Consider the following 20339-nt stretch of genomic DNA (forward strand, 5'->3'; position numbering starts at 1 on the left):
ATGACCCACCGCTCCCTCCTGCTCGCCGGCCTGATCCTGCTGGGCGCCTGCGCCCACCGGGGCGATCCGGCCCTGCCGACCTGCGACGGCTCCGCCCGGCGGCCGGCCAACCCCCATGGTTCGGTGCTCGCGCCCCGGGCCGAACCGCGACCGGCCGAGGCCGCCGTCGATGTCGGCCCCGACGCCGGCCCCGGCGTCGGAACGGGAGGCTGCGCATGAGCGGCGTCCCCTCCTCCGAGCTAAAGCGCTATTTCACCGAGGCGCGGCGCTGGGACCAGGACCGTCTGGCCTCGGCGCTCCGGTCGCGCCGGCTGGCCTGGTCGGCGGCGGCCGTGGCCACGGGTCTGGCGGCAATCGCGACCGGCGCGGTGGCGATGCTGACGCCGCTGAAGTCCACCGAACCCTTCGTCATCCGGGTGGACCGGACGACCGGCGCGGTCGATGTCGTGCGTGGCCTCTCGGCCGATGACGGGCCGGTCCGCTACGACGAGGCCGTCAGCAAATACTTCCTCGGCCAATATGTGCGCCAGCGCGAGGGCTATCTCGACCCGGCCGCCGAGGACGCCTTCCGTCTGGTCTCCATCCTGTCGGCGCCGGCCGAACAGCGGCGCTGGGCCGATCTGTTCCGCGGCTCCAATCCCGACAGCCCGCAGAACCTCTATGGCCGCGACGGCGAGGCCGTCATCTCGATCCGCGCCATCGGCTTCATCAACGACGGCGTCGCCAACGTCCGCTTCCACCGCACGGTCCGCCAGGCCCAGCAGACGGTGGAGAGCGACTGGATCGCCACCATCGCTTTCACCTACACCCGCGCGCCGATGTCGGAACCCGACCGGCTGAGGAACCCCCTCGGCTTCCAGGTGACGTCCTACCGCGCCGATCCGGAGGTCATCCGATGAGACGCCCCCTTCCCCTGCTGACGCTGGTCGCCGGCCTCGCCCTCGGGTCCCCGGTCGCGGCGCAGGCGCCGCTGGACCCGCGCATCCGCGAGCTCACCTATGATCCGGCGGCCGTCTACCGGATCGCCGGGGCCTTCCGAACGGCGACACAGATCGTCTTCTCTCCGGAGGAGACCATCCGTCACGCCGCGATCGGCGACAGCGTCGCCTGGGAGGTGGCCGCCGAAGGATCGGTGCTGTTTCTAAAACCCCGCGAGCGCCATCAGGCGACCAATCTTCTGGTCGTCACCGAGCGCGGCGGCGCGGTCCGGCACTACGCCTTCGAACTGCTCGCCCGCGAACCCGACGACCGCACGGCGATCGCCTATCAGGTCCGTTTCCGCTACCCAGCCGACGAACAGGCCGAGGCCGCCCGCGCGCTGGCCGTCCAGGCCGAGGCCGTGGAGCAGCGGCTCATCGGCCTGGAACTGGAACACGGCGTGGTCGAGGGGACGCGCAATCTGGCCTGGTCCGCGCAGGGCGACGCCGCCCTGCAGCCTAGCGAGGTCAGCGACAACGGTCGCTTCACCGTGCTGCGCTTTCCCGGCGTCCAGGCCCTGCCGGCCCTGTTCGAGGTCGCCGAGGACGGATCGGAACGACTCATCCCCTATGACGTCCGCGGCGAGTTCGTAGTGATTCATGGCGTCGCGCGGGGTTTGCGGCTGAGACGCGGCCGATCGGTCCTCTGCCTGTTCAACGACGCCTATGACGCCCTCGGCGTCGGCCTGGGCACTGGCACGGCCTCGCCCGCCGTCGATCGCGCGCCCGTCGGAGGCCGGTCATGACCAGCCTCGATCCAACGCCCCCTGCCGATGAGCCTCGGCCTCCGTCGCAGGCGAGCGATCGCGGAATCTCGCCCGTCGCCGGGCGGCTCGGCGGGCGACAGGGCAAGATCATCACCATGGCCGCCCTGGCCCTCGGATGCGGCGTCTTCCTGATCGCCAGCTGGGATCGCGGCGACGCCGACGGGGCGGAACAGACCCGAGGCGATGACCCGCCCCGACAGACTGCGCCGTTCGAGCCCGCCCGTCGCGAGACTCCGCCGCTGCTGAGCGACGCCGTCGATCCGGAAGCGCCGATGTTGACCGACGGGGACACCATCCCGCCGCTCGAAGCTCAATCGCCGGACAGGACGACCAGCCATTCCGGCCCCTCCCCGGCGGAGGAACGCCGCGCCCTGGCCGAAAGCGCCCGACGCGCGCCTGTGCTCGCCTACAGCCGTGCCGGCGGCGCCGGCCAGACAACCCGGCCGCCAGCCTTGGCCACGCCACCGGCTCCGGGCGCTCCGACCTCGCTCGACCAGCTGCGTCAGGTTACGCCCGTCGGGCAGGCGCGCGCGGGCCGCCTTCCCGAACGAAATCTGCTGATCACCGCAGGAACCAGCGTGCCCTGCGTCCTGCAGACCGCCTTGGAGAGCACGACGCCGGGCTATGTGACCTGCGTCCTGCCGCGAGACGCTTGGTCCGACAACGGCGCCGTGGTGCTGATGGAACGCGGTACGCGGGTTCTGGGCGAGTATCGCGGCGGTCTCCAGCAGGGCCGACGCCGGCTGTTCGTCCTGTGGACCCGGGCGGTGACGCCGACCGGGGTCGTCGTGACCCTCGCCTCGCCGGCGGCCGACGCCCTGGGCCGATCGGGGTTTGACGGGGTCGTCGACACCCATTTCTGGGACCGGTTCGGCGGCGCGCTGCTGCTCTCTATCGTCGACGACGGCGTCTACACCGCCGTCGGTCAGAACGACGGCGCGTCCTCTACGGGGCGCCTGCCGTCAGACGCGGCCAGCGTCGCCCTGCAAGGGTCCGTCGATATCCCACCGACGCTCCGCAAGGGTCAGGGCGCCGAGGTGACGATCTTCGTGGCCCAGGATCTGGATTTCTCCAGTGTCTATCGATTGCAGCCCCGCTGATGGACGACACTTCGGTCCTGGATCACTACCTCGCGCCGCTCCGTCCCTTTCTGGAGCCCTCGGACGTGACCGAGGTCGTCATCAATCGACCGGGCGAAGTCGGGGTCGAGGCGGACGGCGCGTGGCGCTGGTCCGAGGCGCCGGAGTTGACGGAGGCGTGGCTGCGGACCCTGGCGGTGGCGGCCGCCGCCTACACCCGACAGGACGTCGGGCCCGAACAGCCGATCTGCTCCACCACCCTGCCCGGCGACGTGCGTTGTCAGATCGTGCTGCCGCCGGTCGCCGCGGACGGGGGCATCTCCCTCACCTTGAGAAAGCCGTCGCGACGACGCATGGGTCTGAAGGACTTCGCAGCGGCCGGGCTGTTCGACCAGGTCGCCGACGCCCAGGCAGAGTCCACGGACCTCGCCGACGCCGAACTGTTGCGTCTGCGTCAGGCCGGCGACTGGCCGGGCTTTCTGACCCTGGCGGTCGCGGCCCGCCGGAACATCCTGATCTCCGGCGCGACCGGATCGGGCAAGACGACCCTGGCGAAGGGGTTGATCGAGCTCATCCCGGATCACGAGCGGCTCCTGACCATCGAGGACACGCGCGAGTTCGTGGTGCCGCACCGCAATGTCGTCCATCTGGTCTATTCCAAGGACGGACAGGGGCTGGCCAAGATCGGACCCAAACAGCTTCTGGAAAGCGCCCTGCGCATGCGACCGGACCGCATCCTGCTGCAGGAGCTTCGCGACGGAACGGCCTTCTTCTATCTGCGCAACGTCAACTCCGGGCACCCGGGCTCGATCACCACGGTGCATGCCGATTCCGCCGCCCTGGCCTTCGAGCAACTGACGCTGCTGGTGCGGGAATCCGAAGGCGGGCGCGATCTGCCGCGCGAGGACATCCGCGCCCTGCTGCATCTGCTCGTCGACGTCGTCATTCAGATGAAGAAGGTCGACGGGCGTTTTCGCGTGACGGAGGTCTGGCATGACCCGGTTCGCAAGCGCCAGACCGGCGGCTAGGACGACGGCGTTCGCCGTCGGCGGTCTGGCCGCCATGGCCATCCTGGCCGTTCTTGCCGCGCTCATCGCCCTGATCGGCCTGGGGCAGTTCTCCAGCACCATCGAACCGGCCCGCGTTCCCGGCTGGCTCTGGTACTATCGTCAGGATCCCGAGGTGCGGCGCTGGCTGATCATCGGCCTGTCGAGTTCGGCGCTGACGGGCGGGGTTCTGGGCGCGGCCGTCCTGCTCGCCCGACGCCGGCCTCTGCACGGCGCCGCCCGGTGGGCGTCGGGATCGGAACAACGCCACGCGGGCTTGCGGGCGCGCCGCGGGATCGTGTTGGGCCGGACCGAGGGTGGCTTCCTCATCGCCGACGGCCCCGAGCACGTCATGCTCTACGCCCCCACCCGGACCGGCAAGGGCGTCGGCGTGGTCATCCCCAATCTCCTAGCCTGGCCGGACTCCGTGGTCGTGCTGGACATCAAGCGCGAGAATTTCCTCGCCACGGCGGGCTATCGCGCCGAGGCCGGCCAGACTGTCCATCTGTTCGATCCCCTGGCGCGGGACGGGCGCACGGCGCGGTTCAATCCGCTCGGCCATGTCGATCGCACGGACTCCATCGCCGTGCTGGACGAGCTGCAGCGCATGGCGGTGATGCTGTTCCCGGTCCACGACCGCGCCGATCCCTTCTGGGCGGAAGCGGCGCGAACCGGATTCATCGGTGTCGGAGGCTATGTCGCGGCCACGCCCGAACGGCCCTTCACCCTCGGCGAAATCTTCCGTCAGTTGACCGCCGGGGACGCCCGCGCACGCCTGCCCCGGATCGTCGCGGCCCGGGAACAAGAGGGCCGCCCCCTGCCCGGCCCGGTCGTGGTGGCGCTCACCGACTTCACCAGCTCCAGCGAGAACACCTTCGCCTCGGTGCGCCAGTCGATCACCACCCGCATGGGGCTCTGGCTCAATCCCCGGGTCGACGCCGCCACCGCCGCGTCGGACTTCGACCTGCGTGACCTGCGCGGCGGCCGGCTCTCCCTCTATCTGGGCGCCACGCCGGACAATATGCTGCGGATCCAGCCGCTCTATGCGCTGCTTTTCCAGCAGTTGGTCGACCTGAACAGCCGCGCCCTGCCCGGCCCCGCCGACCGCCCCGCCCTGATCGTGCTCGACGAGTTCGCCCGTCTCGGGCCCGCGCCGGTGCTGGCCCACGCCTTCGCCTGGGTCGCCGGCTACGGTCTGCGGCTGCTCGCGGTGCTTCAGAGCCCGTCGCAGCTGAGGGCCATCTACGGCCCGGACGTGGCCGAGGAGGTGATGACCAACTGCGGAGTCGAGATTGTCTTCGCGCCCAAGGAGCTCAAGATCGCCCAGGAGCTCAGCGATCGGCTGGGCGCCTATACGACGGACGGCCGCAGCCGCAGCCGACCGACGGGACTGAGCCAGGGTCGCCGCAGCACGACCGTGTCCGACCAGCGCCGGGCGCTGATGCTGCCCCAGGAGCTGATGCAGCTCCCGCAATCGGCCCTGATGGTGCTGAAGGCCGGCCTGCCGCCGGTGCGGGGCCGGAAGATCGCCTACTTCCGGGAGCGCGTCTTCCAGCGCCGGCTGCGGCCCGCCCCCGATCTGGCGCCGGTCGCCGCGCCGACATCGCCCCCGGTTCCGGAGGAGGATCCGATGGATTTCGACGTCATCGCCCGGGCCTTCGCCGCCGAAGGCCTGCTGCCGCCTCCAGCCGGAGCGGATGAAAGCGCCGTCGGCGCCTGGCTGGATCGGGTCGTCGATGCGGCCTTGCTGGAGCGCGAGCCATGAGGACGCCCGACGCCGCCCCGTCCAACCGCCTCGGCCCCGCATCGGGCCCGACCGGGTCGCGGCGTTCGACCGCCAAAGGCGATGTGCCGGAGGCGGTGCTCGATCGCTATCTGGTCGAGCGCGACCTGCGGGGCCGACCGGAACGCTTCTTCCGCGATCATCGCGCGTCCGAGCCGATGTTCCGCGATCAAGGCAGGTCGCTCGTCTCCAGCCAGACCTATCCGGACGCGGTCGTCGACATGCTCAAGATCGCCCGCCACCGCGGCTGGGATCAGGTTCGGGTGTCCGGCGATCCGGCCTTCCGGCGCGAGGTGTGGATTCAGGCCCAGGCCTTGGGGCTGGAGGTGCAGGGCCATCGACCGCGCGAAAGGGATCGGCAGGCCGCCGGCCTCGACCGTCCGTCGCCCCGGCGAGACGCCGAAACCGCGAAGGCACACGACGCGCTCGGCGAGCGTTTGGCGAAGGCCGCCATCGTCGTGGCGCGCCTGGTCCCTGACGCCGCAATCCAGACACGCCTGCTCGAGGCCGCCTGGGCGCGCGCAGGCCGCTCCCGCCCGACAGAACGGGAACCGGCGCGTGGACGCGACCGGCAGCGTTAGCGGCGCCCTGTCTAGAACTGGTTCTTTAGGTAGGGCGAGACCGTGAAGGCCGGAAACGCAAGGCCGCCCCGCTTCAGATTCATCAGGTCCCAGTACATGCCAAGCGCCAGAGGATCGCGGATCTCAGTCGGGACGTCGAAGCTGTAGTCGCCGTCGAACCGATCGCCGCGCCGCCAGGCCCGCGCATATTCCGGCGACAGATAGTCGAACAGGGCCCGCCGGATCTGGTCCAGGAACTCCGCGATGGTACTGGCGTGATAGGAGAAGACGTCCCTGTAGAACCAGTGCTGGAAGTCCGGAAGGGTGCGGTAGACCCTGCCCTCATCGATATCATGGCCGTGCCGGGCGAGCATCTTGCGGATCTGTTTCACCCGCGCGCCCAGCCGTGAAAAGTTGTGCTTGTTGGCGTCCCCGACCACCTTCAGCAGCCAGATCCTTGAGACGCGCAGGTCCAGGGACAGATCCAGTTCGGAAAGCCAGACGGCCGGACAGTAGCACTCGGCGTTCAGCCAGTCGGCGAAGGCCGAGGCCGCCGCCGCCAGTCCCGAGGCGTCGGGACCGAGCTGCGGCTCGCGGCCGATGGCCTCGAGATAGAAGAGATAGGTGCGATCGGTCTCACGCGGAGGCTGACCGGACGGCGCGAAGGCGAACGGCAGGGCGGACGGTTTCGGCTGGGCCAGGAAGTCGGCCAGAAGGATCGCGAAAACCCGTTTGTGCGAGCCGGACTCGAACACCAGATTGGTCGGCCGAGAGGTCACCGGGTACTGGAAGATCTCGAAATTGACCATGTCGTCGATCATGTCCCAGACGGCCTTCAGCAGGATCGCCTCCTGCTCGACAGCGGCGTAGGTCACGTCAGGCCGCCCCGGCGTTGGCGCGCCGGGCGAGATCCGCACAGGTCTCCATCAAGGCCTCGAACGGTTCGGCGTCCGCCTCGAGCAGACCGTCCTCGACCATCCGACGATAGTCCTCGCTTAAGGCCTCCAGGGATGCGCCCTCCGGCTTCAACTGAAGACCGCCGGCGACCGCCTGGCCGTAGTCGATCTCCGCGCCGTCGGCGGTCTCGCGGAAGAACATCGCCTTATGCCGCGCGACCGCCTCGGCCACCGCGCGATCGGTGATCGCTGTCTCCGCGAAACCGGCGGCGTCCAAGCGGGCCAGATCGTGCCAGTGACGCGAGAAGCGATCCCCGCGCAGGCGACCCTGGACGCAATAGACATGGGCCGCCGTGGCCTTCTCCCAGAAGGTTCGTTCGGCGGCCATCACCCGCGGCGTGGCGGTAGGGAACGCCACCCCCGGCAGATGAGCGGCCGCATCGCAGACCACCGGACGCGGAGCGCTCGGTTCGCCGGTCGCACGAGCCCCGAACTCGAGCATCACGCTGGGCGAGACATAGCCCGTGCCGGTGCTGGTCGGGGCGTAGTCCACGAAGGCCTTGGCGCCCTCGATCCGCACCTTGGCGGCGACGCCGTCGGCAGCCAGGCGCGCCTTGAGCATCGGCCGGACCTCGCCCTCAACCCAGAGCGGCAACAGCCGCTGAACGTCGCGCGACCAACGCCGCTCCTCGGCGCGGGTTTCCGGCACGGGGTCTTCGGGCGCGTCGGCCAGGTCCGGAAGGAGCCGGCGGATATCATAGGTCAGGTCGATGTCTTCGGAGAAGCGCTGGATGACGTCATAGGCCTTGGACAGGGACGTGCCGCCCTTGAAGACCAGCGCCTCGCCCAACGGCGCCTCGAACAGAGCCCGAAGCGCCCACACGACCCAGACGTCCTTCTCAAGCAGATGCGCGGGACGCCCGGACCCGGCCGCCGCCGTCGCAAGCGCCTCGATCCGGTCCTCGGCCGACAGTTGCAGGAAGACGTCAGACATGCGCCGCCTGGCTCACCGACCGCGCCAGCCACGTCGGCAGACGTGGCCCGACGGACACCAGCTCTCCGAACGCCGAAGGGCCCAGCTTGCGCTTCAGGGTTTCGAGCGCGGTTCCGGCTTTCTCTGGCCCGAGCCAGGCCAGGGCGCGCACCGCTTCACCGGCGGGACGATCGGCCAGGAGCAGCTGCCATGCGGGCGCGTGCTGGAACTCCACCGTCTGCTTGCCGACGCTGAAGATACGGCTCTTACCGTTGGTCAGATAGACCATGCGGATCGGCACCTGGGTGGTCAGGCCGAGGGCATTGGCCGCGGCCGCCCCGTTGGAGGCGACGACCTCGCCACGCTGCTCGCTGACGGCTCGCACCACCTTTTCGATCGAGGGCGTACGAGCGCCGAACCGGCTTTCCAGCGGGCTCATGTAGACGCCGCGACCGGCGCGCAGCAGCCGGCCCCGGCGCACCAGCCGCGACAGGGCCTGGTCCACAGCCGCGCGGCTGCCCAAGTGCAGCAACCCCTTGGCGGCGAGCGGCGCGCCTTCCGGCAGCGTCGAGGCGCGCTCCATGATTTGATCGGCTAGTGTTTGCATCACAACCTCTGTGTCAGAAATATAAGACAACTTCTGACACTTCGCAAACGCAACGCTCCCACCTGCAATGTTCGATCTATCGGTCATGCGTCCGGTCGGCATCGCGCCGGGCCTCCCGTCTCTGTCGCAGCGCCTGATCTCGCGTTATCGGGGCCGGCCGTTCCCGGACGAACCGCTCCACCAGAGCGGCGAGAGCGCGGTCCCGGGGCCGCTCCGATCGCGACAGACGCAGGGCCTCGACCACCAGAGTCCGCCGGATGGCCAGCTCGCGTATCCGGATCGCGTCCAGCCAGGGCGCTTCGCCACCGCCTGCCGTGAGCGCGGCCCGATAGGCGGCGGCGAGCACTTCGGGCAATGGCCCCTGCCCCGCCGCGAACCGCTCTCGCATCTTGCGCACCGGGATGCGCTCAGCCTTGCGAGTGACGCCCCGCGTCCGGCGCGGCGTCGCCTCGGCCTCGACCGACCGGTCGCGAAGGGCGCGCGCGAAGTCTTCCCGCCAAACCTGCAGGTCCGCCTTGCGGGGATTCAACCGCTCGCCGTCCCGCCCCAATCTTCGCACCGTCAGATGGACGTGGGGATGTCGGCCTTCATCATGCAGGGCGAAGACATAGGGAAAGCGCTCGCCGAACGTCCCGGCCGCAAAGGCCCTCGCCGCGTCCTGCAGACGGGCGGCGTCGGTCCCGGCCGGCATGCTCAGCACGATCGACAGGGTGATCGACGCATCCCGCCGGCGTCCCGGCTCGAGGGCGAACTCCTCGGCCCAGTCGCGCGCCAGCTCTCGCACCTGCCCACGGCCTTCCAGTCGCTCTCCATCGGGCCCTTCCAGCGCCAGGGCGCCGTTACGGCTGATGTAGTCCAGGTGTGCCTTCAGATGAGCGCTGTCCCGGGTCCGTCCGGTGATCTTCACCATCACCTCGGGTACGCTGCGCGCCACCCGCGTGAACCGGACGGCCGGATCGCCGCCATCCCCGCGAGACGGGCGCAGCACCGCAGGCGTGATCCGGGCGCGCCGGATCTCGACGGGCGGACGCAGCACCTCCTCGAACCCGTGCGATGACCGGAAGTCGGTCACGACGCCGGCGCCCAGTAGGCGAGATTGCCCTCGAAAGCCTCGCCGAGCGCTTCGACCCAGGCCGAGATTTCGGCCTGGAAGACCCCCAACTGAGCCACCTCCAGATCCAGCACCATGCCGTCCATCACGGCGGTGTTCAGCGCGCGGGCGATCTGGTTGATGTTCACGCCGATCCGCCTGAGCTCGCGGCGCACCTCGATCAGGGCCAGGGCGTCCGGCCGGCTGAACTGCGGCCGATCATGCAGGCGGCGACGGATGAGCGCCACGCTCCATTGGGTTCGCGACAGGCCCGTCGCCGCCGCCTCGCGCTCCAGGAGACGCAGGTCCGCTTCGCCCAGACGCAGGGTCAGCTTGCCCGACTGCACCGCCACCGGCGCGTCCTCCGGCGCCGGAAGAGCCGCCTGGGCGGCGCCGTCCATGAGCCGCCGGAGAAGCCGCGAGCGTCCGCCCTGACCGGCCGCGGCGGCGTCGAACCGGCGGATCAGATCGGGCGAAACGCGGAGGGTGAGGCGGTCCATGGGAGAGCGGGTCTGTCAGACATTGCCGGCGCAAAGCCTATCCTGCCCTAGACCGTCACCCCCCTCGCCCCGTAGGCCTCCGGGGGTGCCCGCCCTCCCCTCGGCGTCCGAAGCCGGCCGCTCGCCCGCCGCCCTGAAGGGCGCCCCAGCCTAGGCGGGGACCTGCCAGGAACTGCGAGACCCAAGCGAGAATCGTCGCATCAGAAGGCAGGCCGGAGTCTCGCCGAGATCCGCAGAGAGTTGAGCATGAACCCGACCGAAGCGAATGAACGTGGGCCCATCGACGTCAACGCGATGCGGCTTCCATTCATTCGTCAGAACGGCCTTCATCGGGCCGATGTCGCCTACGTCCTTTACTACGACGAGACCAACAATATCCGGCGGCTGCATCTGGAAACCAACGCCTTCAACGTGCCGGTGCTGAACTGCTGGGTGCTCGGCGGGTTCGGCCGACGGGACGCGGCGCCTATCGATCTCGGTCCCCTAAGAACCCGCGCCAGAATCCAGTCCAACGCGGAGGAGCTGCATTTCGGCCTCTTCGGCAAGGGTGACTTTCCGACCGTATTGGGGTCGCGAAAGCTGGAGGTGTTTCTTGAGTGGGCGATCGAGCAAAAGCTCCTGGTCCACTACCTCGCGCTCGACCCGTTCTACTGGTCGGTCGTCGATGTCGTCGACTCGGTGCTGGCTACCGGCGAGATGCCGGACGGCTTCGACGAGACCCTGAAATCGGATCTCTCCACCGTGCTTCGCGCCGACCGCGCCCGGACCGCGGCGCTGATGTCCCGGTTCGACTACCCGGACCTTCTTCCGGAAAACCGGCACGCCTTCATGAGCGCGCTGATCGAGTTCGCGAGCGACTATTCTGACCACCTGGACCACTTTGGCTATCAGATGCTCCGGGGACTTCTCCAAATGGGCCGCCACAACCCGTTGCCCTTCATTGAGGGCGGTAAGGCGCGCGTTTTGATCGACGGTTTCAGAGATTTCTTCCTTGAACGCATCTGCATCCTGAAGAACGCGAGCCACATCTTCGACGCCGAGGATGTCGTTTCCAGCGAGCTCGCCGCGATGACGCTGACCGACAACGGAGCGCCGTTCTGCAACTACCGCTTCGTTACGCGGTCGCACGACGACCCGGGGGTCCAGGTTTCAGACGTGCTGGTGGGCCTGCTGGGACGGCTCTTCAGCTGGGTGTCTGCGAGCACCGCGGAGGATGTCTCTGACCTCAAGGACAATCTGTCGCCGGCCCAGGCGCGAAACCGGGAACGCCTGATCCGACTGCTCGAGGCCAGCTATGCGGAGAACGCGGCGTTCACCCATACGATCGTCAGCCTCGCGGACCGTCACAAGGCCGCCCTCTTCCTCGACTTCTGAACACCGCCGAAGCCGGAGCGGCGGCGCGGTCCCCGCGCCGCCGCGGCCCTTAGATCAGCGGGACCAGATCAGGCTGTGTCCGCCTTCGATCTCGACCAGCGAGGCGTAGATCGGCGCCGGGAAGCTGGGATCGTCGAGCTTGACCGACAGGTACTCGCGGTTCTGCTGGCTCGTCTTCTTCCAGGCGGCGCCGAACTCGGTCTGGCCGGAGAAGATGCGGAAGTCGGGAGCCTTGTCGTCGGTCTTCTCATTGGCCCGGAGTTGGGCCGTCTTGACGTTGAGGGTCAGGGTCTTGATCGAACCGTTGTAGCTGCCGTCCGCTTGCTGGTTGAAGGTGCCGATGGTGGCCATGGTCGTCTCTCCTTTGCTGTCGGGCCACGCCTGCCGCGGCCTCGATGGCGATCGGCGGACCGGGGGCCGGACGGCCCGCAGGGCGAGCACTGCGAGACCCCGCAGCGCAGCGGAGGACCGGGAGAGCGGCTTTCTTGCCTCGCGAGGAAGGCCGTCAGGCCGGGGAAGAAAGCCGAGCGACCGGTTGCGGAAGGCGGACGGGCTTCGGTCAGATCAGGCCATTGAGAGGCCGCGCAAGGCTGACCTACTGCAGAGGAGACGGGTGGTCACCCACGCCTGAACCACGCGGGCCAGTCACGCCGGTCGTAGGGATCATGTCGCCAATGTCGACGCAGCCTTTCCGCCACGAAGGGTTCGCCAAGGCCCCACCGTTCAAGCGTCTTCTGCAACTGCCCCCGTTCGATCAGTTCAAGCCTGGACGCCGGCCGCCGGCAGGTCGCACACCGGAAGCGCCCGGCGAACCACAACTCGCCCACGGCGACAGCGCGCGGGATCACGGGCAAGGCGGCCCCCTCGATCGACTCGGTCCTGCCGCAGGGTTCGCAGGCGATGCGCAACAGCAGCCCGTGCCGCCGTGCCGACTGCATCGTAACGAGGCGCGGCGGAGCCGGCGGCCCAAACGGCCTGTGCATCCTAGAACCAGAGCTTGAGCGCGGCCGGCGAAATCGGTCCCTCGGCCTGATCCGCGTTGTCGGTATAGGAGACGTAGGCCACCCGATGCCCGCACTGGCATCGGAACCGATAAGACGGCCCGACAGCCGGCCAGTATCGCGGCGCGCCGAAGACCGGACGCGGATCCATCAAGACAGCACGATCACAGAGCGGACGGTCACACCGCACCACCAAGCGTCGCCCGACCTCGGGCGCCATGTCTTCTCGCGGCACACGCCGCATGCTCTGCTCTCTCACGGTCCGCTCCGATCCAGCCAACCGACCCGGTCGTCGGGTTACGCAGAACGAGGCCGCCGCCGCAAGATATTTGTTCTCTTTTTGTTCTTATCCTGTGGAAGCCCGCCCTAGTTGGACTGGTCATCCGGTTGCCGGGGCGCGTGCGCCACCTCATTCATCCTGAGCACCGCATAGGCGGCCTTCGCATCATCAAAAGCGGTCTTGTCCCTCCGCAGATGCGGTTCGAGCTGGAGCGATCGGCCAGGATGAATGAGATTCCGCGACTGACGCAGGTTCTGCAGCAAACCCTCAACGACAAAGACGAAGTCATCGTCTTCCAAGACACCGATCCACCCTGCGCCGTGCGCCACCTGAACGAGACCGTCCAAGGTCCAGTCCGCCGGGTCCGGCTTCTTCGGCCGACTCTTTGACGGCAGGGCTTGGCGAGCTTGTTCGGCAAGAGCGGGCGCGCGCAGGCACCACAGCAGCAATCTCCCCTCCGCCGCTGCGCCCCACATCAGGCACCCGGCCAGGTACGCGCCCGCGTTTCCGGCCGCCTCGGCTTCGTGCTCATAGTAGTCGATCAGGGTGGCCAGCGCGGTAAGGCGGTTATCTTTCTCGAAGACGGACCGCCGTCCTTCCTCGCGCAAGGCGTCGTAACGCGCGGGCTCCCGCTCCCGAAGATCGGCAAGCTCCTCCTCGCCGAACTCGCGCATGGTCTCGATCAGCTTGGCGTTCAGACAGGCGGAATAGGCGTCGGACAGGACACGGTAGTCTTCCGGCTCTTCTCCTCGAGGCCAGTACTCTTCCCGCGATAGCCCATGCGACTGCGTGATCCGGTCCATCGCGTCGCTGATCGGCTGCAAGTCCGCGGTGTAGTCGCCCTGAAACCACCGATGATCCGAGACCATTTCCATACGGCTGCCGACCTGCAGAACGTACTCGGCATAGGTGATGCGTCCGCCTTGGCGAAGGGCGCGAACCAGCTCCAGATAATGCCGCGCGGCGTCAGGATCTCCGTGGTGCGCCCGCTTTTGCCCAGCCTGCATTTCCAAGGCCAAATGATGCGCGGCCATCCGACCCACCGCGCGGTCCTTGAGATGACTTAGAGCGGCTTCCCTCTCCTCCTCGGTTAGCGCGCGCAGCGGCGCGGACCGACTCCAGAACCGCCGACGATCATCCCCGTCCTCGGTCATGGATCAGCGCCTGCGCGCCGCAGCGCGCTCGCGTTCGACCCGATCCACGACCCCGACGAAGTCCTCCTCGATGAAACGATCGACGATCTCGCTCGCCTTCGCCTTGAGGCCCATCGAACGGATCGTCTTCGATACGATCCGTTCGAGATCGGCCTTCAAGGCGCGCGTCCACCGAAACGGTGTCCTTCGCGTCTTCAGCATGGCGTCAAAGAAAGCCCCCTTCGTTTCATCCAGGAGATTCCGCTCCCACATGGCGCGCTCTTTGAAGCCTTCTATCAGGAAGGCCCGGATATGCGTCGGCATCCAATCGCTGTCGGATGACAGAAGCCAGAAGATGTAGTCGGGTTCGTCGTAGATCCTCGCGCTGTGGTCTCCGCCCAAGCCGACCATCCATTTCTCGGCGACCTCCTTCGCCGAATGGCGGCCGAGCTCGGCGTGCCGAAAGGCCAGCTGCCGATCACAGCGAGCGTCCGGGAACCGTCGATCCGGATCGGTGCGCCAACGGTCTTCGGATTCTCGCAGCAGCTCGTCAAAATCCTCTGCGAACTCCGCCGAGAACTCAGGGATCAGCAGCTGTGGCGCATAGTTCGCCAGATACTGGGGATAGTCGTGGGCGGCCTCGGTGAGTGCCGGGTCACTGCGGACGAAGGCAAGCACCTCGTCCGGCGGAGTGATCTGGCAAATCTTGTGATGCTCGGCCTGATGCTGCCAGTCGAGCTGGAGAGCGGTCCAGGCGATGTTCAGTCCGCGCCGGCGGCCTTGGCTGCCGAGCTGCTCCGGCAGCGGAAACCGCCAGGGTACGGACCACATCGACGAGACCGCGTGTTCCTGGGCTTCAGTCATGTCGAGCCACCACTCGTCCGAGATCGGAGGCGGCGACCAGCCGAAGCGAATGAGTTCGTCGCGCGCGACCAGAAGCGGGCTCTCGTCCGGGCGAATGGTGCGCAGGAGCTCCGCGCACATCCGCTCCAGACCGACAGCAGAGCGCGTCGCGACCACATTGGCCAACGGCGGAGATTGGGCGACGACGTCGGACAGCTCCACCTCGTGCCACACCGGCAGCACTAGATTGCGCCCTTCGCTCATTTCGCGAGCAACCAGACCGTTCATCTCGCGCTGTGTCCACCGCTTGCGGAAGAACGCCGGACTTACGACGACGATGCCGTAACGGCAGTTCGCCAGGCCGCGGTCGATGGCCTCCCGCAGGCTGTCACCGACCTTCATGGAGAACTCGTCGTACCAGACGTCGATGTGTCGCTCACGAAGCGCTTCGGCGAGCGGACGCGCGACCGCGTCCTTATCCTCGCTGGCGTGACAGATGAAGACGTCGTGCTGCATTCAGGTGCTCGGCAACATGTCGGTCGTCGGTCCGGAAGCGGCGACGATGTTGAACGCGTCCCGAACCTGCGTGTCCGACAACTGGATAGTTTCGTACCAATCGGTACGCCTGTTCGGGCGCTCGACGAAATCCGAGGGGAATACGTCCGGCCAGCTCTTCAGCAGATCCCGTCCCCAGCGGTCCTTGTTATGCTTCAAGGTGTTCACCAGATCCCGGACGGCCGCGAGCCTTGGGTCAATGGGATAGCCCCTGTTCAATGACGCGGCGACGAGCTGCTCGTGCGACCAGTTGTCGGCTTGGGTCCACAGTCGCGCTGAGCGCTCCCAGTGGTGATAGAGCGCAAGCGCGAACGCCTTTCTTAGTTCCTGAGCGGCTTCGTCCACGACATCGACCTCGTAATCCAGGATTTGGGACTGATCCCAGATGACGGTGCCGTCCTCGTCAGTTTCGCCGATCCACTCACCTCCCTGTTCGAGGGCTTGCTGGTAGCCGAACGCTTCGTCCTTGGCGTTCTGGACATCCGCGTTCAGCGCGACGATCGCAGAAGCGAAGCTCTTCGCCAGAATCGCCACGCCGCGTTGAAACGAAAAGGCGGCGAGATTGAAGTTGAGTTTGACCATCGAACTTCACGCCCCGGCGGTTCGCTATGTGCTGCTTTTACGGCCGGGGACATCCAGCGCCGCCAGCACGTTGGCGAGAGCGACATCGATTTCCGAAGCCAGAGCCAGAAAATGGGCAGGGAACGATCCGTGAGCCTGCAGTGCCGCGCTGATGAGCTCAGCCTTCTCCCTCGGAGACGAGTGACCTTTCACCTTCGAGCGAAGATGATGCAGGGTTTTGAACGGCTGCACGGTCTTTGCCGCTTCATCCTCTCTCAGCCCACGGGCACGCAGCGCAGCGGCAAGCGCATTCAAACCTCCGGAGTGCGTCGGTTGGACCCCACCCGCATGTTCGATCAACGCCTTCAGCGCCCGCTCGATGAAGCCTTCAACAACCAGTTGGTCGAGCGCCAGGATTTCGTCGGACCACTCCTTCTCCGAATCCGTGTTGGGATACCGTGTGGTGTCAGAAAGCGCTTCGGCGCGGGGCGACCACCAAGCTACACCAGCCTTGTTTAGCAGCTCGACCGCCTGCTTCACTTCGAACAGCGGATCGTATTGGGATGACCACTCGCCCTGGAAATCCGTTTCGAACGCACGTTTGGAAATGCCAGCTTTCGGGGCTTCGTTGAAAGCCTTCCAGTAGCGCTGCTCGGCGATAGGCAGGTCGGCGAGATAGACCAGATACGTGTGAACCTGGCCGGCCTCGCTGATATCGAAAGTCTTCAGCGTCCAGGCGTTTCGACAGCTGATGGACCGGTCGTCGAGCCGGTATTTCTCCGGGTCAGCCTTATAGCGGGCCAAGACCTCCGGGCGGAAAAAGGCTGGCGAGAGCTCGAATGGCAACTCGTTTTCAGTGCAGTAGTTTCCGGTCGCCTCAGGCGAACACGAAGTCTCCACGACCCGCCGGTTTTTCCAGTCATAGGCTATGAAAGTCTCGTACTCCCGATGCGCCTTGGACGAATTCTCAGCGGCGAAACGCGCTTCCAGGTCCGCGATGGTGATTGAGGTCCGCAACAGCTGGTAGCCGTTCGCCCAGCTCCCGTTGCCGCCGCCCAAACCCAGGTTGTAGTAGAGCTCGTCCTGACCCTTGGTCTCTCGTTGTGGCTCGCCCCACCCGGTGAAGGTGCGATGATCGACCCGGGTGAAGTCGAACCTGCGAACAAGCGTCATTTTGCTGAGCGCTAGGTACTCCGCCAAATCCTCGATGCGGATCGTCACCATTTCTCTGCGATCGAATGCGTCCGCGCCCTCTTCGCGGTGGATGTTGATCACATCCTCAAGGTCGCCGTTTGAGTCGAGGCGGCAGTACGCTTTTCGGTGTTCGACGAAGAACAAGCCCAGACAGTGCAGAAGCTTCTGATTGATCTCGAAAGGCTCAACGCGGTCCATTCCGTAGAACGTTCTACGGAACACCGGTAGGTCTCCGCCTTCGAGCGCCTTTGCGGAGAAGGACAAAGGGGGATCAAGGTAGACGCGATGCCCCTCCCCTCCACCGTAGCTCTTCTGAATGACCCAGGTGTCATCGAGAGAAATGCTCGCTTCGCGCAGACTCTCCCGATCCACAGGATGAAGCCGTTCGGTAAGTGCAAACGCGCTGACGATCCAGGCGCAGGGCATGCTGGCGTACAGAACGACAAACTCGCTCGTTGCGTTGGCACCGAGGAATTTGACGCTCTCTTCCGCGCCTGAAAGCCATTGGGTCCGTCCTTCGTCCGGAAGGATGCCGACGGCCTTCAGGGCCTCGAACTGCTTCTTGCTGCTCATCGCCGCCTGTTCATCCGACCCGGGCCGGCCGGATCATTCGTCCTCGTCTCCGGCGTCCCGGCGCAGCTGTGTGAGCCGCTCCTCGCAGACCGCCTTCGTCAGGCTACGCAGCACCTCGACCCGCTCCGTCAGCCAAGCCAGCTCCTCGCCGCTGATCTTGTAGTGCTTGGAATAGCGGGCCTTCACATAGGCCTCGCGCAGCAGCTCGAAGCAACGGCGTTCGAACTTGGTCTCTCGCGGCCAAGCTTCGGTCAGGCGGGCGTCGATGGCCTCGGTCTTCTTGCGGAGGAAGGCCAGGTTGTGGGCCTTGCCACTGTACAGCGTCACCACCAGCAGGATGCAGTGATAGAGGTGCTCTGCAGTTTGATGGAGCATGAACGCCGCCCAGTTGGGCTGGCCTGTCTCGATCGAATGTTGCGCTATGGATTGTGCGCCAGTGGCGCTGGTCATCCACTTCTCGAAGTGCTGCTCCGCTTCTTCCAAGGCCGCGGCAGCCTTCAGATCAGCGGGCTTGTGCAGCTTGGCGCCGGGCGTATCGAACAGAACGATCCCCTCGCGTACGATGTCGGCGAAGAAGTAGCGCCCCCGATCTAGCTGCTCGTTCACGTCATTAAGGCTGTGCACGATCAGGCTGACGGGCGTGCGGATGTCTGGCCCGAGCGGCATGAGCCGGTTCTCGGCGTCATGCCAGAACTCGCCGTCCGTCAGGTCTTCATGATCGACGACGACCAGCAGGTCGAAGTCAGAGAAATAGCGGCCGACCGGGTCGTGGACCCAGTCACCGCGCGCGTACGATCCATACAGGACGATCTTGAGGATTTTGCCGTTCTTCAGGCGCGCGGCGCGGCGCGTCGAGGTCGCCTCGGCGAACGACTCCTGCAGCACCTCGACCACGCGGCGCAGCTCGGCCTGCTTGCGCGGCGGCAGATGATCGAGACTCTTTTTCACGTGCGGAGTCTCCCCGACGGGCAGCGCCGTCGCAAGCGCAATCTAGCCGCGAAGCGGACTTTCCCGACACTGAACTGTGTGGTCGCCATCACGCCGCTGCATTCCCGGCCCACGGCCGTCGCGGGCGGGCCTCGTCCTCGGCGGAGAACCGCTTGGCCTCCGCGAGCATGAAGTCGAGCAGGAGCCCTAGCTCTTCCTCTTCGAGGTCATAGCGGCCCAACCGCTCCAAGACGTTCCACATGGCCGTCTCACGCGACACCCCGACCCAACGGGTCAGATGGTCGTATTCGATCGCGATCCCCCGGCTGTCCGACCTGTGACGCCAGTAGGCCTTGGCGGCCTCGGTATGCTCGAAGTTCTCTTCGGCCAAGGCGGCGGCGCGAGCGAGGTCGATCTCGGGGCGAGCGTGCGGCGCCGCCTGCCCAGCCAGGTCACGCAAGTCGGCCAGGCGCAGACAGTCGTCGGACGGCTCGGCGAGGCTCCTGTTCGTGTCGGTGATCACCAACCGGCAGTCCTGACAAAGATACACGTCCGAATGCGATCGGAAGGTCAGGCCTTCATTCCAGCCGTTGCGGCGCTCCAAGGCGACGGGATCCGTCTCGTCTTCGTAGACGTGGAAACAGTGCAGCCGGCCTGTCCACTTCCCCGACCCCGACGCGCGCAGGCATTCGAACCGCGAGCGATCGCACGCCGGGCAGCGCCAGTCTGGATCGTGCCAAACCCACGGCGAGCGGGAATCCTGAGAGGCGGTAAAGGCGTCGAGATCTGCCTGGGTGGGGACACGCACCGATTTGGCGCGGGCCTTCAGCGAGGACCGGAATCCGTCGTTCTGAACGGATCGTTCCGACAAGAGCTGCGGCACCCTCGCGAGCTTCAGCCCGGGGTCCGGCTGCCGTCGCGTCATATCCCGCAGAACCGGACGCAGACAGTCTTCCGGATGGGTCTTGCGGCCCAGCCGCTGATGGCGGCCTTCCGACACCCGCTGGGCGAGGACACCGACGAAGGCGATACGATCGCCCACGTCGTCCTCGACGGATCGCCAGACGCCAAGGGCGGCCTCGACGTCGACCTCGTGCGGAAGGTTCGGCCTGGCTGTGATGAACTGAGAAATCTCCGACGGGGCGAAGCTGAAGTCGGGATGGACCACGCCCTTGAGCCGGCGCTTCGCGTCTCCGTCGGCGGCGTTGCAATCGACGCAAACGAAAGACGGGTGGAAGCGCTCGATCAGATCCTTGCAGGCGTCGGTGGCCCCGAACCAGCGGCGGAAGGCCTCTGGATCGGTCGGCCGATGCGCCTTGTCGCGCAGCAGGCGTTTGCCGAAGTCGCGCAGGTGGTCGTGATGCCAGTCCAGTCGGCAGACTAGGACGCCGGCCGGCGATTTGCGCGCCAGGTCGCGCTTGTGGCGGCCGCAGGCGTGACACCTCCAAGCCTGCGGGACGCTGGCCCAGTTGTCGTCCAGATTCAGCCCGTCGGTGGTGTGAAGCGCCAGAAGGGACTTGGTCTGCGAGCTCCATCGACCGTCGAACGACGGGAACATCGCTTCGACCTGCTCGTCCGTGGCCGAGACCAGGTCGGGGATCGCGAGCGCGGCCGCCATGC

20 protein-coding genes are annotated in these 20339 nt (G+C 66.9%); 8 read left to right on the forward strand and 12 right to left on the reverse strand.

The window, feature by feature from the left end; all coding sequences use genetic code 11:
• From V7D63_RS00495 to V7D63_RS00525, 7 genes are read left to right on the forward strand one after another with little or no spacing between them, the layout of a single operon-like run.
• Positions 1–219, forward strand: coding sequence for a hypothetical protein (locus V7D63_RS00495; RefSeq protein ID WP_333590296.1), 219 nt, complete (start codon positions 1–3; stop codon positions 217–219).
• Entirely contained in the window at positions 216–899 is a 684-nt protein-coding gene (locus tag V7D63_RS00500; protein WP_333590297.1) for a virB8 family protein, read from the forward strand. The genes V7D63_RS00495 and V7D63_RS00500 overlap by 4 nt, the downstream gene beginning before the upstream one ends.
• A complete protein-coding gene (locus V7D63_RS00505) occupies positions 896–1723 on the forward strand; it encodes a TrbG/VirB9 family P-type conjugative transfer protein (protein ID WP_333590298.1) in 828 nt (275 codons plus the stop codon). Before V7D63_RS00500 ends, V7D63_RS00505 begins: the two co-directional genes overlap by 4 nt.
• The gene (gene virB10 / locus V7D63_RS00510; protein WP_333590299.1) at positions 1720–2844 is read left to right on the forward strand and encodes a type IV secretion system protein VirB10; all 1125 of its coding nucleotides are present in this window, start codon (positions 1720–1722) and stop codon (positions 2842–2844) included. Before V7D63_RS00505 ends, virB10 begins: the two co-directional genes overlap by 4 nt.
• The gene (gene virB11 / locus V7D63_RS00515) at positions 2844–3851 is read left to right on the forward strand and encodes a P-type DNA transfer ATPase VirB11 (RefSeq protein ID WP_333590300.1); all 1008 of its coding nucleotides are present in this window, start codon (positions 2844–2846) and stop codon (positions 3849–3851) included. The genes virB10 and virB11 overlap by 1 nt, the downstream gene beginning before the upstream one ends.
• A gap of 34 nt (positions 3852–3885) precedes the next feature.
• Positions 3886–5634, forward strand: coding sequence for a type IV secretory system conjugative DNA transfer family protein (locus V7D63_RS00520; RefSeq protein WP_333590301.1), 1749 nt, complete (start codon positions 3886–3888; stop codon positions 5632–5634).
• Entirely contained in the window at positions 5631–6233 is a 603-nt protein-coding gene (locus V7D63_RS00525) for an LPD7 domain-containing protein (protein ID WP_333590302.1), read from the forward strand. Before V7D63_RS00520 ends, V7D63_RS00525 begins: the two co-directional genes overlap by 4 nt.
• Positions 6234–6244: 11 nt before the next feature.
• Here V7D63_RS00525 and V7D63_RS00530 read toward each other — a convergent pair whose 3' ends face one another.
• The 5 genes from V7D63_RS00530 to V7D63_RS00550 form a co-directional block, all read right to left on the reverse strand.
• On the reverse strand, positions 6245–7087 hold the full coding sequence (locus tag V7D63_RS00530; protein ID WP_333590303.1) for a hypothetical protein: 843 nt from the start codon (positions 7085–7087) through the stop codon (positions 6245–6247).
• 1 nt (position 7088) lies between these two features.
• The gene (locus V7D63_RS00535) at positions 7089–8102 is read right to left on the reverse strand and encodes a nucleotidyl transferase AbiEii/AbiGii toxin family protein (protein ID WP_333590304.1); all 1014 of its coding nucleotides are present in this window, start codon (positions 8100–8102) and stop codon (positions 7089–7091) included.
• The gene (locus tag V7D63_RS00540) at positions 8095–8688 is read right to left on the reverse strand and encodes a DUF6088 family protein (protein WP_333590305.1); all 594 of its coding nucleotides are present in this window, start codon (positions 8686–8688) and stop codon (positions 8095–8097) included. Before V7D63_RS00540 ends, V7D63_RS00535 begins: the two co-directional genes overlap by 8 nt.
• 76 nt (positions 8689–8764) lie before the next feature.
• Positions 8765–9760, reverse strand: coding sequence for a relaxase/mobilization nuclease domain-containing protein (locus V7D63_RS00545; RefSeq protein ID WP_333590306.1), 996 nt, complete (start codon positions 9758–9760; stop codon positions 8765–8767).
• Positions 9757–10278, reverse strand: a complete 522-nt coding sequence (locus V7D63_RS00550; RefSeq protein ID WP_333590307.1) for a MobC family plasmid mobilization relaxosome protein — start codon at positions 10276–10278, stop codon at positions 9757–9759. Before V7D63_RS00550 ends, V7D63_RS00545 begins: the two co-directional genes overlap by 4 nt.
• Positions 10279–10524: 246 nt before the next feature.
• On the opposite strand from V7D63_RS00550, the gene V7D63_RS00555 reads away from it, so the two are divergent.
• On the forward strand, positions 10525–11652 hold the full coding sequence (locus V7D63_RS00555) for a hypothetical protein (RefSeq protein ID WP_333590308.1): 1128 nt from the start codon (positions 10525–10527) through the stop codon (positions 11650–11652).
• A gap of 54 nt (positions 11653–11706) precedes the next feature.
• Here V7D63_RS00555 and V7D63_RS00560 read toward each other — a convergent pair whose 3' ends face one another.
• From V7D63_RS00560 to V7D63_RS00590, 7 genes are all read right to left on the reverse strand, one after another.
• Positions 11707–12003, reverse strand: a complete 297-nt coding sequence (locus V7D63_RS00560; protein WP_333590309.1) for a DUF736 domain-containing protein — start codon at positions 12001–12003, stop codon at positions 11707–11709.
• Between the two features lie 1016 nt (positions 12004–13019).
• Positions 13020–14087 carry a hypothetical protein gene (locus V7D63_RS00565; protein ID WP_333590310.1) on the reverse strand — a complete coding sequence of 356 codons (1068 nt, stop codon included), beginning with the start codon at positions 14085–14087 and terminating at the stop codon, positions 13020–13022.
• Positions 14088–14090: 3 nt separating this feature from the next.
• Entirely contained in the window at positions 14091–15425 is a 1335-nt protein-coding gene (locus tag V7D63_RS00570; RefSeq protein ID WP_333590311.1) for a TIR domain-containing protein, read from the reverse strand.
• Positions 15426–16046, reverse strand: coding sequence for a hypothetical protein (locus tag V7D63_RS00575; protein ID WP_333590312.1), 621 nt, complete (start codon positions 16044–16046; stop codon positions 15426–15428).
• 24 nt (positions 16047–16070) lie between these two features.
• Positions 16071–17792 (reverse strand): hypothetical protein, encoded by a 1722-nt coding sequence (locus V7D63_RS00580; RefSeq protein ID WP_333590313.1) that lies wholly within the window; start codon positions 17790–17792, stop codon positions 16071–16073.
• 33 nt (positions 17793–17825) lie between these two features.
• Positions 17826–18740: a HEPN domain-containing protein gene (locus tag V7D63_RS00585; RefSeq protein WP_333590314.1), complete on the reverse strand. Its 915-nt coding sequence runs from the start codon at positions 18738–18740 to the stop codon at positions 17826–17828.
• Between the two features lie 88 nt (positions 18741–18828).
• A complete protein-coding gene (locus V7D63_RS00590) occupies positions 18829–20337 on the reverse strand; it encodes a hypothetical protein (RefSeq protein WP_333590315.1) in 1509 nt (502 codons plus the stop codon).
• Positions 20338–20339 lie beyond the last annotated feature (2 nt).

It is taken from the genome of Brevundimonas sp. (assembly GCF_036732845.1).
Taxonomy (GTDB): Bacteria; Pseudomonadota; Alphaproteobacteria; order Caulobacterales; family Caulobacteraceae; genus Brevundimonas.

Bases quoted from the DNA above. Each gene is read 5' to 3' on its own strand.
- V7D63_RS00495 (WP_333590296.1), top strand. From the start codon at position 1: ATGACCCACCGCTCCCTCCTGCTCGCCGGCCTGATCCTGCTGGGCGCC.
- V7D63_RS00500 (WP_333590297.1), top strand. From the start codon at position 216: ATGAGCGGCGTCCCCTCCTCCGAGCTAAAGCGCTATTTCACCGAGGCG.
- V7D63_RS00505 (WP_333590298.1), top strand. From the start codon at position 896: ATGAGACGCCCCCTTCCCCTGCTGACGCTGGTCGCCGGCCTCGCCCTC.
- virB10 (WP_333590299.1), top strand. From the start codon at position 1,720: ATGACCAGCCTCGATCCAACGCCCCCTGCCGATGAGCCTCGGCCTCCG.
- virB11 (WP_333590300.1), top strand. From the start codon at position 2,844: ATGGACGACACTTCGGTCCTGGATCACTACCTCGCGCCGCTCCGTCCC.
- V7D63_RS00520 (WP_333590301.1), top strand. From the start codon at position 3,886: ATGGCCATCCTGGCCGTTCTTGCCGCGCTCATCGCCCTGATCGGCCTG.
- V7D63_RS00525 (WP_333590302.1), top strand. From the start codon at position 5,631: ATGAGGACGCCCGACGCCGCCCCGTCCAACCGCCTCGGCCCCGCATCG.
- V7D63_RS00535 (WP_333590304.1), bottom strand. From the start codon at position 8,102: ATGTCTGACGTCTTCCTGCAACTGTCGGCCGAGGACCGGATCGAGGCG.
- V7D63_RS00540 (WP_333590305.1), bottom strand. From the start codon at position 8,688: ATGCAAACACTAGCCGATCAAATCATGGAGCGCGCCTCGACGCTGCCG.
- V7D63_RS00550 (WP_333590307.1), bottom strand. From the start codon at position 10,278: ATGGACCGCCTCACCCTCCGCGTTTCGCCCGATCTGATCCGCCGGTTC.
- V7D63_RS00555 (WP_333590308.1), top strand. From the start codon at position 10,525: ATGAACCCGACCGAAGCGAATGAACGTGGGCCCATCGACGTCAACGCG.
- V7D63_RS00560 (WP_333590309.1), bottom strand. From the start codon at position 12,003: ATGGCCACCATCGGCACCTTCAACCAGCAAGCGGACGGCAGCTACAAC.
- V7D63_RS00565 (WP_333590310.1), bottom strand. From the start codon at position 14,087: ATGACCGAGGACGGGGATGATCGTCGGCGGTTCTGGAGTCGGTCCGCG.
- V7D63_RS00570 (WP_333590311.1), bottom strand. From the start codon at position 15,425: ATGCAGCACGACGTCTTCATCTGTCACGCCAGCGAGGATAAGGACGCG.
- V7D63_RS00575 (WP_333590312.1), bottom strand. From the start codon at position 16,046: ATGGTCAAACTCAACTTCAATCTCGCCGCCTTTTCGTTTCAACGCGGC.
- V7D63_RS00580 (WP_333590313.1), bottom strand. From the start codon at position 17,792: ATGAGCAGCAAGAAGCAGTTCGAGGCCCTGAAGGCCGTCGGCATCCTT.
- V7D63_RS00590 (WP_333590315.1), bottom strand. From the start codon at position 20,337: ATGGCGGCCGCGCTCGCGATCCCCGACCTGGTCTCGGCCACGGACGAG.